At 64.8% G+C, this 15,842-nt stretch carries 18 protein-coding genes, 1 other RNA gene and 1 riboswitch; of the genes, 7 read left to right on the top strand and 12 right to left on the bottom strand.

Features of this window, described 5'->3' with window-relative positions; all coding sequences use genetic code 11:
* Positions 1 to 70 precede the first annotated feature (70 nt).
* From B1C78_RS08115 to B1C78_RS08145, 7 genes are all read right to left on the bottom strand, one after another.
* Positions 71 to 568, bottom strand: coding sequence for a GlcG/HbpS family heme-binding protein (locus tag B1C78_RS08115; protein ID WP_077278656.1), 498 nt, complete (start codon positions 566 to 568; stop codon positions 71 to 73).
* Positions 569 to 742: 174 nt separating this feature from the next.
* Positions 743 to 2,236: an aminomethyl-transferring glycine dehydrogenase subunit GcvPB gene (gene gcvPB / locus B1C78_RS08120; protein ID WP_077278657.1), complete on the bottom strand. Its 1,494-nt coding sequence runs from the start codon at positions 2,234 to 2,236 to the stop codon at positions 743 to 745.
* A 228-nt stretch (positions 2,237 to 2,464) separates the two neighbouring features.
* Positions 2,465 to 2,965, bottom strand: a complete 501-nt coding sequence (gene tpx, locus B1C78_RS08125) for a thiol peroxidase (RefSeq protein WP_077278658.1) — start codon at positions 2,963 to 2,965, stop codon at positions 2,465 to 2,467.
* 216 nt (positions 2,966 to 3,181) lie between these two features.
* A complete protein-coding gene (gcvPA, locus tag B1C78_RS08130; RefSeq protein ID WP_077278659.1) occupies positions 3,182 to 4,543 on the bottom strand; it encodes an aminomethyl-transferring glycine dehydrogenase subunit GcvPA in 1,362 nt (453 codons plus the stop codon).
* A gap of 294 nt (positions 4,544 to 4,837) precedes the next feature.
* Complete coding sequence (gene gcvH, locus B1C78_RS08135; protein ID WP_077278660.1) at positions 4,838 to 5,224, bottom strand: glycine cleavage system protein GcvH; 387 nt, start codon at positions 5,222 to 5,224, stop codon at positions 4,838 to 4,840.
* A 169-nt stretch (positions 5,225 to 5,393) separates the two neighbouring features.
* Entirely contained in the window at positions 5,394 to 6,485 is a 1,092-nt protein-coding gene (gene gcvT / locus B1C78_RS08140) for a glycine cleavage system aminomethyltransferase GcvT (RefSeq protein ID WP_077278661.1), read from the bottom strand.
* 149 nt (positions 6,486 to 6,634) lie between these two features.
* Positions 6,635 to 6,734: riboswitch (glycine riboswitch) on the bottom strand.
* A gap of 172 nt (positions 6,735 to 6,906) precedes the next feature.
* The gene (locus B1C78_RS08145) at positions 6,907 to 7,509 is read right to left on the bottom strand and encodes an SAM-dependent methyltransferase (protein WP_077278693.1); all 603 of its coding nucleotides are present in this window, start codon (positions 7,507 to 7,509) and stop codon (positions 6,907 to 6,909) included.
* Between the two features lie 171 nt (positions 7,510 to 7,680).
* On the opposite strand from B1C78_RS08145, the gene B1C78_RS17610 reads away from it, so the two are divergent.
* Positions 7,681 to 7,818, top strand: a complete 138-nt coding sequence (locus tag B1C78_RS17610) for a hypothetical protein (RefSeq protein WP_175628257.1) — start codon at positions 7,681 to 7,683, stop codon at positions 7,816 to 7,818.
* Between the two features lie 110 nt (positions 7,819 to 7,928).
* Here the strand turns inward: B1C78_RS17610 and B1C78_RS08150 are convergent, their stop codons facing one another.
* The 5 genes from B1C78_RS08150 to B1C78_RS08170 form a co-directional block, all read right to left on the bottom strand.
* Positions 7,929 to 9,116: a UbiH/UbiF/VisC/COQ6 family ubiquinone biosynthesis hydroxylase gene (locus B1C78_RS08150; protein ID WP_245795367.1), complete on the bottom strand. Its 1,188-nt coding sequence runs from the start codon at positions 9,114 to 9,116 to the stop codon at positions 7,929 to 7,931.
* Positions 9,113 to 10,330, bottom strand: a complete 1,218-nt coding sequence (gene ubiH / locus B1C78_RS08155; protein ID WP_077278662.1) for a 2-octaprenyl-6-methoxyphenyl hydroxylase — start codon at positions 10,328 to 10,330, stop codon at positions 9,113 to 9,115. The genes B1C78_RS08150 and ubiH overlap by 4 nt, the downstream gene beginning before the upstream one ends.
* A 135-nt stretch (positions 10,331 to 10,465) precedes the next feature.
* A complete protein-coding gene (gene pepP, locus B1C78_RS08160; protein ID WP_077278663.1) occupies positions 10,466 to 11,827 on the bottom strand; it encodes a Xaa-Pro aminopeptidase in 1,362 nt (453 codons plus the stop codon).
* Between the two features lie 10 nt (positions 11,828 to 11,837).
* Entirely contained in the window at positions 11,838 to 12,377 is a 540-nt protein-coding gene (locus B1C78_RS08165; RefSeq protein ID WP_077278664.1) for a UPF0149 family protein, read from the bottom strand.
* Positions 12,378 to 12,382: 5 nt separating this feature from the next.
* Positions 12,383 to 12,685: a hypothetical protein gene (locus B1C78_RS08170; RefSeq protein WP_077278665.1), complete on the bottom strand. Its 303-nt coding sequence runs from the start codon at positions 12,683 to 12,685 to the stop codon at positions 12,383 to 12,385.
* Positions 12,686 to 12,834: 149 nt separating this feature from the next.
* Here B1C78_RS08170 and B1C78_RS08175 point away from each other — a divergent pair, with 149 nt between their 5' ends.
* The 6 genes from B1C78_RS08175 (at position 12,835) to B1C78_RS08200 (ending at position 15,783) form a co-directional block, all read left to right on the top strand.
* Positions 12,835 to 13,053 (top strand): TIGR02449 family protein, encoded by a 219-nt coding sequence (locus B1C78_RS08175; protein WP_245795368.1) that lies wholly within the window; start codon positions 12,835 to 12,837, stop codon positions 13,051 to 13,053.
* Positions 13,050 to 13,364, top strand: coding sequence for a cell division protein ZapA (locus B1C78_RS08180; RefSeq protein ID WP_077278667.1), 315 nt, complete (start codon positions 13,050 to 13,052; stop codon positions 13,362 to 13,364). Before B1C78_RS08175 ends, B1C78_RS08180 begins: the two co-directional genes overlap by 4 nt.
* A gap of 149 nt (positions 13,365 to 13,513) precedes the next feature.
* Positions 13,514 to 13,701, top strand: a non-coding RNA gene (ssrS, locus tag B1C78_RS08185) — 6S RNA.
* 96 nt (positions 13,702 to 13,797) lie between these two features.
* Positions 13,798 to 14,394 carry a 5-formyltetrahydrofolate cyclo-ligase gene (locus tag B1C78_RS08190; protein ID WP_077278668.1) on the top strand — a complete coding sequence of 199 codons (597 nt, stop codon included), beginning with the start codon at positions 13,798 to 13,800 and terminating at the stop codon, positions 14,392 to 14,394.
* A 259-nt stretch (positions 14,395 to 14,653) separates the two neighbouring features.
* A complete protein-coding gene (locus tag B1C78_RS08195) occupies positions 14,654 to 15,112 on the top strand; it encodes an EVE domain-containing protein (protein ID WP_077278669.1) in 459 nt (152 codons plus the stop codon).
* Positions 15,109 to 15,783, top strand: coding sequence for a glutathione S-transferase family protein (locus B1C78_RS08200; protein ID WP_077278670.1), 675 nt, complete (start codon positions 15,109 to 15,111; stop codon positions 15,781 to 15,783). Before B1C78_RS08195 ends, B1C78_RS08200 begins: the two co-directional genes overlap by 4 nt.
* Positions 15,784 to 15,842: the final 59 nt, after the last annotated feature.

The raw sequence follows: 15,842 nt of genomic DNA on the forward strand, positions 1-15,842 counted from the left end.
ATTCAGCATTCAGCATTCAAGAGAAGGGTAGCTTCATTCCACCTTCATCCTTCAACCTTCATCCCTGTTCCTATCCCATCTCCAGATCGAACTGCACCGCCTCAATCCCGGCCGCGGCACAGCGTTCGTCCAGTTCGCCGCTGGGCGCTCCGCTCACGCCGACACCACCGACGATGGAGCCGGCGACGTGGATGGGCAGTCCGCCCGCGGAGAAGACGATGCCGTCCACCTTGCCCACCTGGAACGGCTTGGTAAAGCGGTCCTCCATGTCGGAGAGCGGCGCATTGAAGGACATCGCCGTATAGGCCTTCTGCTTGGAAATCTCCAGGGTCAGGTCCATGGCCAGCGTGTCGCGCAGCACCACCTGGGGATGCCCTCCCCGATCCACCACGGTCACGGCCACGTTCACGCCTTCGGCACGGCAGGCCTCCAGGGTGGCATGTGCAATGCGGTAGGCCATGTCCAGCGTCAGGCGCTTGATATCAATGGTGACGGGCGCATCGGCATGGGCGACGGTGCCCATGGTCAGGATTACGACAGCTGCCAAAAGGGAACGGACGATTCTCATGATGGAGCCTCCTCATCTTGATGGGATTGTTCTTGATTGCAGGACCCTTGCGGTCCAGGAGTGAGACCATGGACGGGACTCAAGATTCAAGATTCAAGATTCAAGATTCAAGGAAGGACGGCTTCAGGGGTGCGATCGACCCTTGAATCTTGAATCTTGAACCTCGAACCAACCTCACCCCGCCCGACCCTCGCGCGCCTCCTCCCCGACACCGGTGCCCGGGCGCCAGGCCACGTCCAGTTCACGCGCGGCCCGAACCTCGTCGAAGCGGCGGTTGGGCTGGGTATAGGGGGCCCCCTTGACCTTGTCAGGACTGGTGCGCGCCTCCTCGAGGATCTGCGCCATGGCGTCCACGAAGGCGTCCAGGGTCTCCTTGCTCTCGGTCTCCGTGGGCTCGATGAGCAGGCACTCCGGCACCAGCAGCGGGAAGTAGGTGGTGGGTGCATGGAAATCGTAGTCCAGCAGCCGCTTGGCCACGTCCATGGCGGTCACCTCCGTCTCCTTCGCGAGACGCTTGAGGGTCACGATGAACTCGTGGGTGGCGCGACGTTCGGGAAAAGCCAACTCGAAGCCCTTCTCCCTGAGCCGTGCCATCACGTAGTTGGCATTGAGCGTGGAAAAATCCGCCACGCGGGACATGCCCGCGCGGCCCAGCATGCGCATGTACACATAGGCGCGCAGCAGGACGCCCGCGTTGCCGGCGAAGGCCGAGAGCCGGCCGATGGACTGGGGCAGGTCCTTCTCGGTCAGCCAGCGGTAGCGGCCGCCGTCCTCCCGGGCCACCACGGGGATCGGCATGAAGGGACGCAGGCGCTCGCTCACGCCCACGGCCCCGGCGCCCGGCCCGCCGCCGCCGTGGGGCGTTGAGAACGTCTTGTGCAGGTTCATGTGGATCACGTCGAAACCCATGTCCCCGGGGCGCACCTTGCCCAGGATGGCGTTGAGGTTGGCGCCGTCGTAGTAGAGCAGCCCGCCCGCCTTGTGCACGCGGTCGGCGATCTCCTTAATGCGCCGCTCGAATACGCCGAGGGTCGAGGGGTTGGTGAGCATGATGCCCGCGGTGTGGGGTCCGAGCGCCTCCTCCAGCGCCGCCATGTCCACATCGCCGGAATCATCCGTGGGGATCTCCCGCACCGTGTAGCCGCACATGGTGGCCGTGGCCGGGTTGGTGCCGTGAGCCGCGTCGGGCACGAGGATCTCGGTGCGCGCCGTATCCTTTCGGGCGTCGTGGTAGGCCCGGATCATGGCCACGCCGGCAAACTCGCCCTGGGCGCCCGCCATGGGCGTGAGCGAAACCCCGCCCTTCATCCCCGTGACATCCGTGAGCATCTCCTGCAGCTCGTACATGCAAGCCAGAAACCCCTGGCTGTGCGACGCCGGCGCCAGCGGATGCCGATTCAGGAACCCGGGCAGCATCGCCAGGCTGTTGCAGGCGCGCGGATTGTACTTCATGGTGCACGACCCCAGCGGATAGAACTGGGTGTCGATGGAGAAGTTCTTCTGCGACAGCCTGGTGTAATGCCGCACCACGTCCAGCTCGGACAGTTCCGGCAACGGCACCCGCGATGAGCGCCGAAAACGCTCCGGCAGGCTGCTCACTTCAGCCGGACTCTGCGGCGCCTGGGCAGTCGCCCCGCGCCCCGGACGGGAACGCTCGAAAATCAGCATGTCACTACTCCTGCGATTCGGTTATCTGTAGTTCGTCTCTGCCGTGCAGACGCGGCGGGCATGAATGGACAGGATTTACAGGATTGGGAGGGATTAACAGGATGAGATGAATCGAATCAAACAACCCGCAAGGCTCGGGTTCTGCTCCAACGAAAATCCTGTCAATCCGGATTCATCCTGTTAATACTGTCCATTGCCTTTGCTTCCTGCCATCGGGTGAAGAACCCGTCAATCCAGCGCAGCAAACGCCGCGTCGTGGTCGGGTTCCTCGCTGAACTCCTGGACCAGCTCCGTGTGCAGGACCTTGTTGTTCTCGTCCAGCACGATGATGGACCGTGCCGTGATGCCGGCCAGCGGGCCGTCGGTGAGCAGAATCCCGTAGTCCTTGGCGAAGCTGCGGGAACGCATCATCGACAACATCTTCACCTGCTCGATCTTCTCCGCGGCACAGAACCGCGCCTGGGTGGGCGGCAGGTCCGCGGAGATCACCAGCACCACCACGTCGTCGCGTCCCTTGAGCAGTTCCTCCAGCTTCTTCGTGGAGTTGGCGCAAGTGCTGGTGTCCAGCGCGCCCACCACGGAGAGGACCTTCTTCTTGCCGGCAAAGTCCTTGAGGCCCACGTCGTTCAGGTCCTTGTCGACCAGGGAGAAATCCGGTGCCTGCGAGCCCACCGCGGGCAGATCGCCGTTGGTATGGATGGGATTACCTTGCAATTTGATCTCGGCCATGACGTTGTTCCTCGCTGTCTTGTGGTGATCATCCTGAAAGCAAAGTTCCTTGAGCCACAGAGGGCACAGAGGGCACAGAGGGCACAGAGGAAGAACAAGAAAGTCTCAAGGACCTTCTCAATACGACCTTCAGCCTGATGGGCTCCTGGTTCTCCAGCCCTTTGAACTTAACCCTCTGTGACCTCTGCGACCTCTGTGGCAAATCGCCTTTTTTGCTCAACCCGCAGCCAGCGCCGCCTTCATCACCTCTGCGTAGCGGTCCAGGTCGGCCTCGGTCTTGGTTTCCGTGGCGCAGACCAGCAGCAGGTCGTCCAGCTCCGGAAAATCCTCGCCGAGCGGATAACCGCCCAGCACACCCTGCTCCGCCATGGCGGCAAGCACCGGCCGCACGGGCCGATCGAGCCGGAAGGCGATCTCGTGAAAGGCCTCGCCGCTGAATGCGGGCACGATGCCCAGCGGCTTCAGCCGCTCGACGAGCGCGTGGGTGTTGGCATGGCAATGACCGGCCACGCGCTCCAGCCCCTCGGGCCCCAGCAGGGCCATGTGGATGGTGGCGGCGGTGACCACCAGGCCCTGGTTGGTGCAGATATTGGATGTGGCCTTGGAGCGCCGGATGTGCTGTTCACGGGCCTGCAGGGTCAGCACGAAACCGGGGCGTCCGTCGGCATCCACCGTCCGGCCCACGATGCGCCCGGGCATCTGGCGCACGTGTTCCTTGCGGCAGCACATGAAGCCGAAATACGGACCGCCGGAGGACAGGGGCGCGCCCAGCGGCTGCCCCTCACCGGCGACGATGTCGGCGCCCTTGTCGCCCCACTCACCGGGAGGGTTGAGCAGCGCGAGGCTCACCGGATTGACGACACCGATCACCTGCGCGCCCTGTGCATGGGCCCAGTCGGTCAGGGCATCCACCTCCTCCAGCACGCCGAAGAAGTTGGGCTGGGGGATCACCAGCGCGGTGATGTCCTCCCCCTCGAAGGCCTTGAGCGCGGCCGGATCGACGCGGCCGGTCTTCGCGTCGAACGGTACATCCACCAGCTCGATCCCCTGACCGCCCACAATGGCGCGAGTCACCGAACGATACACGGGGTTCACCGACAACGGCATGAGAATGCGCCGCGCCTTCGCCTTGCGATTGGCGCGCACGCTCATGAGCACCGCCTCGGCCAGCGCCGAGGCGCCGTCGTACAGCGAGGCATTGGAGACATCCATGCCGGTGAGTCCTGTCATCATGGTCTGGTACTCGTAGACCAGCTGCAGGGTGCCCTGGCTCGCCTCGGCCTGGTAAGGCGTATAGGCGCTGTAGAACTCGCCGCGCGTGGCGATCTGCCACACGGCTGCGGGGATATGGTGCTCGTAGGCGCCCGCGCCGATGAAGTTGAGCGCCACCTGGTCCCGGGCGGCGCGCTCGTGCATGAGCCGCGTCACCTCCATCTCGCTTTGCGCCTCCGGCACCTGTTTCAGGTCGCCGGAGCGCAGCGCCGAGGGGATCTCGTCGAACAGATCCTCGATCCCGTTGACGCCGATGGCCGCCAGCATGTCCTTGATATCTGTCTCTGTATGGGGAATGAAAGGCATAACCTGACCTGTCAGTGTGAAATCTTGATATAGGTACCGAAGAAAACCGCTCGCGACGCCTGATTAGTCGAATCGGTCAACCACGAAGGACACGAAGTCAAAAGCATTTCTCTCGCAAAGAGCGCCAAGCACGCCAAGAAAAGATCAAGAACTCTTTGGCTTTCCTTTGCGTGCTTGGCGCCTTTGCGAGAGACCATTTCCTGTCTTCTTCGCGTGGTTCGTGGTTCAAAACGCCGAGCCATCCCGTGCCCCCGAGGCCCCGGATTGCGCCTCGCTGCATCCGGGCTGCCCTGCTCAGCTTTCCTCGTCCACCATCGCCTGATAGGCATCGGCGTCCATCAGGCCGCCGAGGTCGCCGGCGGGCTTAAGCCGGAACAGCCAGCCCTCGCCGTAGGGGTCGGAGTTGACCAGTTCGGGGCTGTCGGCCAGTTGCTCGTTGACGGCCACCACCTCGCCGCCCACGGGGGCATAGACGTCCGAGGCGGCCTTGACGGATTCCACCACCGCACAGGCCCCGCCCGGTTCGAGCCCGGCACCCACCTCGGGCGTCTCCACGAACACCAGGTCACCCAGCAGTTCCTGGGCGTGGTCGGTAATGCCCACGGTCACGGTGCCGTCGGACTCGGTGCGCACCCACTCGTGGCTCTTGGCATATCGAAGATTGGCAGGCGTATCACTCATGTCGGACTCCAGGATTCAATGGACTGATTCGACTGTCGGGGCAAAAACAATAAAGGCCTTTCACCACGAAGCACACGAAGAGCACGAAGACGGAATCTATATAAGTACTCTTCGTGAACTTCGTGTGCTTCGTGGTTCAAATCTGGTCTCCAAAGAACATCACCCTTGCTCACAATTCCACGCATGCCTTGCCGTTGCGCACGAAGGGCGGCTTGACCAGCTTCGCCGGCTGGGGCTTGCCGCGCACGTCCACTTCCACGCGTTCGCCGGTGCCGGCCGGCACACGCGCCAGGGCGATGGATGCACCCAGCGTCGGCGAGAATCCTCCGCTGGTGGTCTCGCCCTCACCGGCCTCACCGCACAGCACGCGCATGTGGCTGCGCAGCACGCCGCGCCCTTCCAGCAACAGACCCACGAAGCGGCGCAGGTTGCCGGCCGCCTTCTGCTTCTCCAGCGCCTGTCGGCCGATGAAGTCCCGCTCGGCGGGCTCGAGGGCCACGGTCCAGCCCAGCCCCGACTCCAGCGGCGAGACCTGCTCGTCCATGTCCTGACCGTACAGGTTCATGCCCGCCTCCAGGCGCAGGGTGTCCCGGGCCCCCAGGCCCGCGGGCCTGACGCCCGCGCCCACCAGCCGATCCCAGAACGCGGGTGCCTCGCCGGCGGGCACCATGATCTCGAACCCGTCCTCGCCCGTGTAGCCGGTGCGCCCCACGAACCAGTCCCCGGCTGCCGCACCCACGAACGGCGACAGCGCATCGGCGGCGGCCGCCACCTCTCCCTCCAGCACCGAGAGCGCCTTCTCGAGCGCGTTGGGCCCCTGCACTGCCAGCATGGCGAGATCGCCGCGCTCCTGGAGCACCACCTCGAAGCCCGTGGCCTGCTCACGCATCCAGGCAAGATCCTTGTCCCGGGTGGCGGCATTGACCACCACGCGGTAGAAGTCATCGGAGAGATAATAGGTGATCAGATCGTCCACGACGCCGCCGTCGACGTTCAGCATGCAGCTGTACAGCGCCTTTCCCGGGACCTTGAGCTTCGCCACGTCATTGGCCAGCAACCGGCGCAGGTAGTCGCGGGCCCCGCTGCCCTGCACGTCCACCACGGTCATGTGCGACACGTCGAAGACGCCCGCGTCCTGGCGCACCGCGTGGTGCTCTTCCAGCTGGGATCCGTAGTGAAGGGGCATGGACCAGCCGCCGAAATCCACCATGCGGGCGCCGGCCTCCACGTGCTTGTCGTAAAGCGGGGTCTGCTTGCTCATGGCTCAAGACTCCTCAAACGAATAAGGGGTGGCCGATGCCTGTCACATCGACCACCCCTCTGTCCTGAAACCTGAGAGATTGACCGTGCTCGCCACGGTTATCCCCTTCGGTGGGCCGCTGCGACGCGGCCGCTCTCCAGAGCCGATTCTGATCACACACGGTCCGTTTGCCTGAGCGTTTCCGGGCGGAAGTTGCGCCTTCGGCGCCTCTCTCGGCGGGACCGGAGAGGGCTCTCCCGTGCAGACCGGGCATCCCGCAGGCATGCCCCGATCGGACCCGCACTATAACGCAGCACCAGCCGGATCAAAAGTGCCCGAAGAAACCGTTTACCGCGAAGAACACGAAGAATACGAAGATAATCTGTTGTTTTTCCGATGAATTCCTTCGTGTTCTTCGTGTGCTTCGTGGTGAATGAGTGTTTCAACCTGGACGCCGCACCAGCGCGCGGGTCACTGCGGCCGTGCCCTGGTGCCAGGATCCCTCGTCCAGGCGGGTCAGGGTCTCACCGATCTCCTCGATGTCGCCATCGACGAAGTCCTCGCGCAGCATCACGGCCGAGTAGAGCATCATGGGATCCCTGGGGCCGCCGCTGTCGTAGTCCATCTGCTCCGGGCTGAAGGCCTCCAGAAGGAGCAGCCCACCGGGCTTGAGGGCGTTCAGCATGGCCCGGTGTATCTGCTGGCGCACATCCGGCGGGAAATGCGCAAAGATGGAGACCACGTGATCGAACGCCCCTTGGGGCCAGTCCCATTCGGCCAGGTCCGCGCATGCGGTTTCCAGGGACACACCCCGGTCGGCGGCCAGGGCCCGGGCCTTGCTCAGCCCCACCTCCGAGACATCCACCGAGAGCACCTGCAGGCCGCGCTCCGCCAGCCAGACCCCGTTGCGGCCCTCTCCATCCGCCACTGCGAGAACCCGCTGACCCGGCCGGTAGAGCCGCGAATGGGCGACCAGAAAGGCGTTGGGCCGGTCTCCGTAGGCGAATCCGGGGCCCTGGTAGCGTTCATTCCAAAAATCGTTCATGATAGAAGTCTCGAAATCCGACAAGTCACAGCGATCCAGCAGGCAGCGGAGTGCAGCCACGGGCTGTACCATGCCGCGAGGGCGCCCCCAACCGGCAGTCACGCATATAGCAGTCACGCATATATATGTAGCGGCGCCGCAGGGCCCCTGGAAATACAACAGGAGGCGATCATGCCCATGCACAGCATCCTGCCATCATTGCTCCTGGCCATCATCCTCAGCGCCCCGGCCATGGCCCTCGCCCAACAGACCAGCCAGGGCCCGCAACCCACTGGGCCGGTGGTCCATGAGGACTTCTGTCCCGGCTGAGCCGGTTTGAAAGGATGAAGGTGGAAGGCTGAAGGATGAATAAGATCTGAACCGTGGCCCCTGCGGTGTCAGGTTCCGGTGGCATTCCTTCATCCTTCAACCTTCATCCTTCAACCTTTCAAATCCCCCAGCGCGCGACGCAGGAACCCGTGTTTGACGGGGGGGAGCCTGTCCACCAGGTTCAGTCCCAGCCCGCGAGCCATCTCCACGGGTGACAACCGGCTGCCGAACAGCGCGCTGAAACCCTCCATGGCCCGCATCATCACCCAGTTCTCACCGCGGCGCACGCGCTCGTAGGCGCGCAGGCCCCTCAACGCACCCGGATCCCCCGGGCGTTCCCCGATCGCCCGCACCAGGGCGGTCACATCCGCAAAGCCCAGGTTCGCCCCCTGCCCGGCCAGGGGATGCACGGTATGGGCGGCATCGCCCACCAGCGCCACGCGCGAGCGAACGTACTGCAGGGCCTGGCTGCCCGCCAGCGGAAACGATGCCCGCGGACCCGTGGCGGTTACCGCACCGAGCCGATACTCGAAAGCGGCGGCCAGTTCGGCACGGAAGGCATCCTCCCCCAGACCCACAAGCCGCTCGGCATCCTCCGTGTCGGTCGACCAGACAATGGAAGACCGCCCATCTGCGAGCGGCAGAAAGGCCAGCGGACCCGTGGGCAGAAAGCGCTGCCAGGCCGTAGCTTCGTTATGGCGCTCGGTGGTTACATTGGCCACCACCGCGCGCTGACCGTAACGGGTGCTGTTCACCCCGATGCCGACCAGCGTGCGCACCCGGGAACGCGCCCCGTCGGCGCCCACCACCAGCGATGCCGTGACACGGCGCCCGTCCTCCAGATCGGCATGCGCGGCATCCGGCAGGATCTCCAGGTGCGCCAGCGTGGCCGGGCAAAGACACTCGACGCCCGCCTCGTCCAGCGCGTCCCAAAGGGTGGACTGTATGACCCGATTCTCGATGATGTGGCCAAGATCCGGCTCGCCCACGTCCGCCGCTTCGAAACGGATGCGCCCCGGGCTGCGGGCATCCCAGACCTCCATGGCCTCGTAGGGACTCACTCCCCGCACCAACATCTCCGGCCAGACGTCCAGCCGCTCGAACAGGCGCTGGCTGGCACGGTTGACCGCAAAGACCCGCAGGTCCGTCTCGCCCTGCGGGTCAAAGGGCGGCGGCTGCGACTGCTCCAGCAATGCGGTGCGCAACCCCGCGCGCCCCAGGGCCAGGGCGGCGGCCGCGCCCACCACGCCACCGCCCACCACCAGCGCGTCCACGCGCGTAACCCTGCCGTGACTCACAGGGACCTCCCCCGGGCAAGGCGCGGCAGGCGACCGGCAAGCCCCATGCTCTGGCGCGCCAGGACGTGGCGCATCGGCGCGCACACGTCCAGGGCAGCCAGACCCGCGGCGCGCAGATGCGCCAGCGGCGGCCAGGAATTCGAGAACAGGCGCACCAGTCCGTCGGTATAGAGTTGCACCGTATCCAGATCGCGCCGGCGCCACTGTGAATAGGCGTCCAGCAGCCGGTTGTCGCCGGGATCGCCGTTGTCGCGGGCGGCGTCGGCCAGCAGATCCGCCAGCACCGCCACGTCGCGCAGCGCCAGGTTGAAACCCTGGCCGGCCACCGGGTGCAGGGTGTGGGAGGCGTTGCCCACGAGCACCAGCCGCGCGGCGGTGTCGCGCTCGGCGCGCTTCAGGCGCAGGGGATAGGCCGCGCGGCGGCCGGTTCGCTCCAGTCGCCCGAGCCGCCAGCCGAAGCGCGCCTGCAGCAACTGCAGGAAATCGCGATCGGAGAGCGCCAGCGTGGCGTCCACCTGTTCGGTCGGCACGGTCCAGACCAGGGCGCAGCGCCCCTCGCTCACCGGCAGCATGGCAATGGGGCCCTGATCCGTGAAGCGCTCATACGCCACACCGCCATGGTCCCGGGCAGGCGTCACGTTGGCGATCACCGCGGTCTGTCGATAATCACGCTCCCGCACTCCGATCTGCGCCATCGAACGCACGGCCGAATCGGAACCGTCGGCCGCCACCAGCAGGCCGGCGTGCAGGGTGCCGTGTTGTGCATCCCGTTCCACGTCGATCATCACCCCTTCGTGCCCCACCCGGTAGCCCTGCGCGCGAGCCGGAGTGATGAACTCGACCGGGGAATCGGCCAACGCCGACTGCCAGGCGGCGCCCAGCGCGCGGTTGGCCACCACGTAGCCCAGTGCGGGCACGCCCTCGTCCGCCGCGCTCATGCGGGTCACCCCGAAGCGGCCGCGCTCGGACACGTGGATCTCGCGGATGGGCGTGGCATGGGCGGCCAGCCCATCCCACAGGTCCAGGGCCTCCAGGATGCGCCGCGAACCGAACGACAGCGCGGTGGTGCGCTCGTCGTAGCTGGGCTGATCGGGCGCCCCGGGCGGACGCGCCTCCAGCACCGCCACGCGATAGCCGGTACGCGCCAGGGCCAGCGCCAGCGTGGCGCCTACCATGCCGCCGCCGGCGATGATGATGTGGAAGTCTTCAGTCACGGAATTTCATCGCAATGTTTAAGATCCTATTCAAGATTCAATATTCAAGATTCAAGGGATTGCCGCATTGGCACGGGGCGTCCTTTGGGCACTGGTTTTCCCCTTGAATCTTGAATCTTGAATTTTGAATCGCCGTCAGGCGCTCCCCACCAGCGACTCGATCTCATCCGGGTCCTTGGGGCAGTGTTTGGTCAGCACGTCATGGCCCTTTGAGGTGACCAGCACGTCGTCCTCGATGCGGACGCCGATGCCCTGGAAGCGCTTCGGTACACCGCGGGTGCCCGGCGCCACGTAGATGCCCGGTTCGACGGTCATGACCATGCCCGGTTCCAGCAGGCGCCACTGGTCGTCGAGCTTGTAGTCGCCCACGTCGTGCACGTCGAGTCCCAGCCAGTGACCCGTGCGGTGCATGTAAAACTGGCGATAGGCGTTGTCGCGGATCAGCTGCGGCGTGCGGCCCTTGAGCAGGCCCAGTGACACGAGGCCCCGGGTCAGCGCCTTCACGGCGGCCGCATGAGGATCATTCCAGTGATTGCCCGGCACCACCTGGGCAATGGCCGCGTGCTGGGCCTCCAGCACCACCTCGTAGAGTTCCCGCTGGGCAGCACTGAAACGCCCGTTCACCGGAAAGGTCCGCGTGATGTCGCTGGCATAGCCCTGGTACTCGCAGCCCGCATCGATGAGCAGCAGGTCACCGTCATGCAGCAGCCCGTTGTTCTCGGTGTAATGCAGGATACAGCCGTTCTCGCCGCCGCCCACGATGGAGGGGTACGCGGGCTCGGTGCCGGCGCGTCGGAACTCGTACACCAGTTCCGCCTCGATCTCGTACTCCATCATGCCGGGGCGGCAAGCCTTCATGGCCCTGATGTGCGCGCGCGTGGAGATGGCGCCCGCCTCGCGCATGAGCTTGATCTCGTGGCGCGACTTGAACAGCCGCATGTCATGCAGCAGGTATTCCAGCGAGACGAACTCGTGGGGCGGATGCACGCCGCTGCGCACCTGCTCCTTGAGCTGGTTGACCCAGCCCATGAGCTTCTTGTCGAAATCCGGATCCCGCCCCAGGGTGGTGAACACCCGTTCCCGATCCTCTAGCAGCCCCGGCAGAATCTCGTCCACATCGGAGATGGGGAAGGAATCGTCGGCCCCGAAGCGCTCCACGGCGCCCTCCTGCCCGGCGCGACGACCATGCCAGGTCTCCATCACCGGATCGCGCTCCCTGCAGAACAGCACGTACTCCCCCTGGGAGCGGCCCGGCACCAGTACCGCCACCGCACCCGGTTCCATGAAGCCGGTGAGGTAGAGAAAATCGCTGTCCTGGCGGTAGGGATACTCCACATCGTGGTTGCGGATGCGCACGGGTGCCGCCGGAATCACGGCGATCCCGCCTTCACCCATGGCGCGCATCAGGTGTCGGCGCCTGCGCGCAAACTCCTTCAGCTGCGCCGGCTGCAGGGCATCGGAGGAGAAACGGCGGGCTTTTCGCGTGGTGGCATTCATGGCACTTTGCTCACTGGAGTCGGGGCGGGGCCTTCATCGGCTGCAGTTCCTCGTTGACCAGCATCACACCCACCCTGACATACTCGACAATCTCGTTGTATGCGGATTCATTCTGCTCGTCCTGCTCCACCTCGAAACCCGTGGAGGCGATGTCCGCCAGGTCGCGCACGATCTCGGCACAATCCTCCGGCAACGGATCGCCTTCGCGCACGCCGCACACGGACAACCCATAGAGAAAGCCCTGGCACCACAGGCCGAGCGCCTCCACACGGCGCGCCAGCGCCTCGTCGTCCTCCGGCAGCAGCAGATCGAAGCCCAGGTTCGGATCGTTGAGCTGCGCGCGCGTCTCCTCAAACAGCGAACCCAGATCCTTGCGTGCCTCGGCGGCGGCGCGGTCCTCCGCTTCCGGGAGCAACTCGCGGAACCAGTCCTCCACCGGCAGCGCCGCATTGATGCTGAGCATGCCGCACAGGGTACCGTGTCCCTCGGCGGCGTCCGTGTCGGCCCCTGCCCGCGCGAACGCGGCATCCACTGCATCGAAATCCATCATGGGCGTCAAAAGGCCTCCAGGCGCGCCTCGTGGGAAAACAGTATGAGGCGGTAGAGCTGCCCACCCAACTGTATGTGCGTAAACTCGGGCGCACCCAGCCGTATCGTGCTGGCGCCGGTGGCCGACCGGCCCGCCAATCCGAAACGCTTCGCTTCGAGCAGATCCGAGAGCAGTTCATCCAGAAGCGCGCGTTCCACCGTACCGGTATTGTCGACCAGCCTGCAGACCCGTCCGCCAAGGGTCCGGCCCTCGACGATGATGGCCTGTTCACTGAGAGGCGGAACGCGTGTTTCCTCGGGAAAGGACATGGCAGGGCAGGCGCGCTGATCAGGACATGCCCATTGTAGTGTTCCGCCCGGGCAATGTCCTGTCCCGATGGGCGGTCGATGCACGAGTCCACCCTGTGTTGACGCCCCACCCGGCCGGACCTAGACTTAGCCTCATGGAACAGACACCGATGCCAGACATTGCCGAGCAGGAGCTGAAGAAGCTCGAAACGCGGGTGAACGAACTCATCCGCACCTGCGAACGGCTGAAAGAGGAGAATCGCCAACTGCGCGAGCAGCAGGCGGTGATCGCGGCCGAGCGCTCCAGCCTCGTGGAAGGCCAGGAGCAGGCACGCATCAAGGTGGAGGCCATGATCTCGCGCCTCAAGTCCATGGAGCAGGCCGTATGAGCAACCGGACTGAGCCGGTCTCGGTTCAGATTCTGGGCAAGGAATACCAGGTCGCCTGTCCGGACGACGAGCGCAGCGCGCTGCTGGCATCGGCGAGCCTCTTGGACCGGCGCATGCAGGAGATCCGCGACAGCGGGCGCATCATCGGCGGTGACCGGATCGCCGTGATGGCGGCCCTGAACATCACCCACGAAATGCTGGTGACGCGAAACCAGCGGGAATCCCTGAGCCAGACGCTGAGCTCCCGCATTCGCGCCCTGCAGGACAAGATCGATCACGCCCTGGAGAACGGGCAGCAAATGGACCTGTAAGGGGTCGCCCGCGCGGCACCCCTAGCAGCCTGTCGGACTTNNAAGTCCGACAGGCTGCTAGGATTGTCAAAGAGACTGGCGGCCGGACGGGGCCGCCCGCGCATAGCGGAACAGCCTCTCGTTACGACCCCGACGATTTTTCAGTTCGGGCGCCTCTGCGGTGTACGTGAGCGGCTGGGTAGTATCCTTGAGCCTAATTTCATACCCCGGGGACTGAGCTGTCGATGTGGTTGTGCATGTCCGCCTTCGCAGCGGAAAGCCTCAAAGCATCGCGCAGGTCCCCACTTGAACCCCCGGTTCAAGGTCGAAGGTACGCCACGGCACATGCGGAGTGCGCCCTCTTAACTTCAGGTACAAGGTACAAGGTACAAGGGTAAAGGGGATCGAATGCGCCTCCCTTTACCCTTGTACCTTGTACCTTTAACCTTCTTCCATGCCCACCCGAGACGAACTGCGCAGGCGTCTGCGTAGCGAGCGTGCTGCGCTGTCGGCCGATGAGCAGGCGCGGCGATCTGCGGAGATCGCGCGTCACGTCATTCGCTCGGCGCTGTTCAATCGTGCCACCCATGTCGCCGTCTACATCCCCTGCCGGGGCGAGGTGGATCCGCTGCCCGTGGCGGCAGCGGCTCGCGCGCGGGGCAAGCGGCTGTATCTGCCGGTACTGGATCCCGCGCATCCGCACCGCCTGTGGTTCCTGCCCTGGCATGCGCGGGAACGGCTGCAGCCCAATCGCTACGGCATCCCCGAACCCGTGGCGCCCCGGGGCCGGCGCGTGAGCCCGCGCCACCTGGACCTGGTGCTCGCTCCGCTGGTGGGTTTCGACCGTCACGGCAACCGCCTCGGCATGGGCGGCGGGTACTACGACACCACCTTCGCCTTCCTCGCCCAGCGCCGCCACTGGCAGAAACCCCGTCTGCTGGGCATGGCCTACGCATTCCAGGAAGTGGACGACCTCACCCCCGAACCCTGGGACGTGCCGCTGACCGCCATCGCCACGGAATCGGGGATTTTCCGGCCCAGGGGCGAATGAAGTAGGAAGTGGGAATGAAGTGGGAAGTGGGAATTGGGAAGTGGGAATGATAGTGGGAAGTGGGAATTGGGAAGTGCGAAGGCCCCCACCCTGGCCCTCCCCCGCAAGCGGGGGAGGGGATTGCAAGGCTTGGGATCGGGGGTTTCCCCTCTCCATCAGGGAGAGGGTAGGGTGAGGGTGGTTTTGAATTCCCACTTCCCAATTCCCACTTCCAACTTCTTATACTGTCGCCCGAGCCCACATCCGAACCTGACCCGACATGGCTTACTGGCTGATGAAGTCCGAACCCGACGTGTTCGGCATCGACGATCTCAAGCGCGTGAAAGTGGAACCCTGGGACGGCGTGCGCAATTACCAGGCCCGCAACATGATGCGTGACGAGATGAAAAAGGGTGACCAGGCCTTTTTCTACCACTCCAACTGCGAGGTGCCCGGCATCGTGGGCATCATGACCATCGCCCGGGCGGGTTATCCGGACGACACCGCCTTCGACCCCGAGGCGAAGTATTACGACCCCAAGAGTGACCCCGACAACCCCCGCTGGTACCGCGTGGATGTACGCTTCAAACGCAAGTTCCGGAAGGTGATTCCCCTGTCTGAATTGAAGACCTGCCCCGAACTGGCCGACATGCCGCTGGTGCGCAAGGGCAACCGGCTGTCCATCATGCCGGTGACGCCGGAACAGTGGCAGTTCATCATGGGCCTCACTGATAAGTGACCATCCTCTACTACTTCCACTCCTCGCCGCAGTCCCAACGCGTAAGACTGGCCCTTGCCTGCAAGGGCGTGCCGTTCGAGGACCGTCCGCTTGCCTGGGACGACGACGAGACCTTCTTCGACCTGGGCATCGCGCGCAGTGCCCCGGTGTTGCAATTGGACAACACCCCGCTCCTTACGGACTCCGCGGACATCCTGCAGCGCATCGACGAACTGTTCCCCGGAACGCCGCCGCTGGTGGAAGGTCGAATTCACGAGGCCGCCTGGCAGGCGCTGCTGGACTGGCGCAGCAGTTGCGATGCGGTGCTGGAGCGCCTGTATGCACCGGTGCGCCCCGCGTATCGGGAAATCGGCGCAGACGCCGGGCACCTGGCGGCCTACAAGGAGGAGATTCGACATCGCTTTGGCATGAGCCTGGAAGCCCTGGCCAATGACCGCTATGACGGGTTCGCCCAGTTCTCGCGCATGTCGCGGCTTGCGCAACTGGCCCGTCACCTGGCCGCAAATCGCTTTTATATGGGTGAGATCAGCATCGCGGACATGCTTCTGTGTGCCGACCTCTACCCTCTGCAACTCCATGACGGTATCACCCTGCCCGTGGATCTGATGTACTACTTCGAGCGGGTGGAGACGTGCTGCGGCGTCTCGCCCGGCGACAATCTGACCGCCTGAAACCCTCCGAGACACTGAATCTGACGCCCTCACGGACCCCCATCCCGATCAGGAGACAC

Origin of the sequence: Thioalkalivibrio denitrificans (assembly GCF_002000365.1) — a bacterium.
In the GTDB taxonomy this organism is placed as follows: Bacteria; Pseudomonadota; Gammaproteobacteria; order Ectothiorhodospirales; family Ectothiorhodospiraceae; genus Thioalkalivibrio_A; species Thioalkalivibrio_A denitrificans.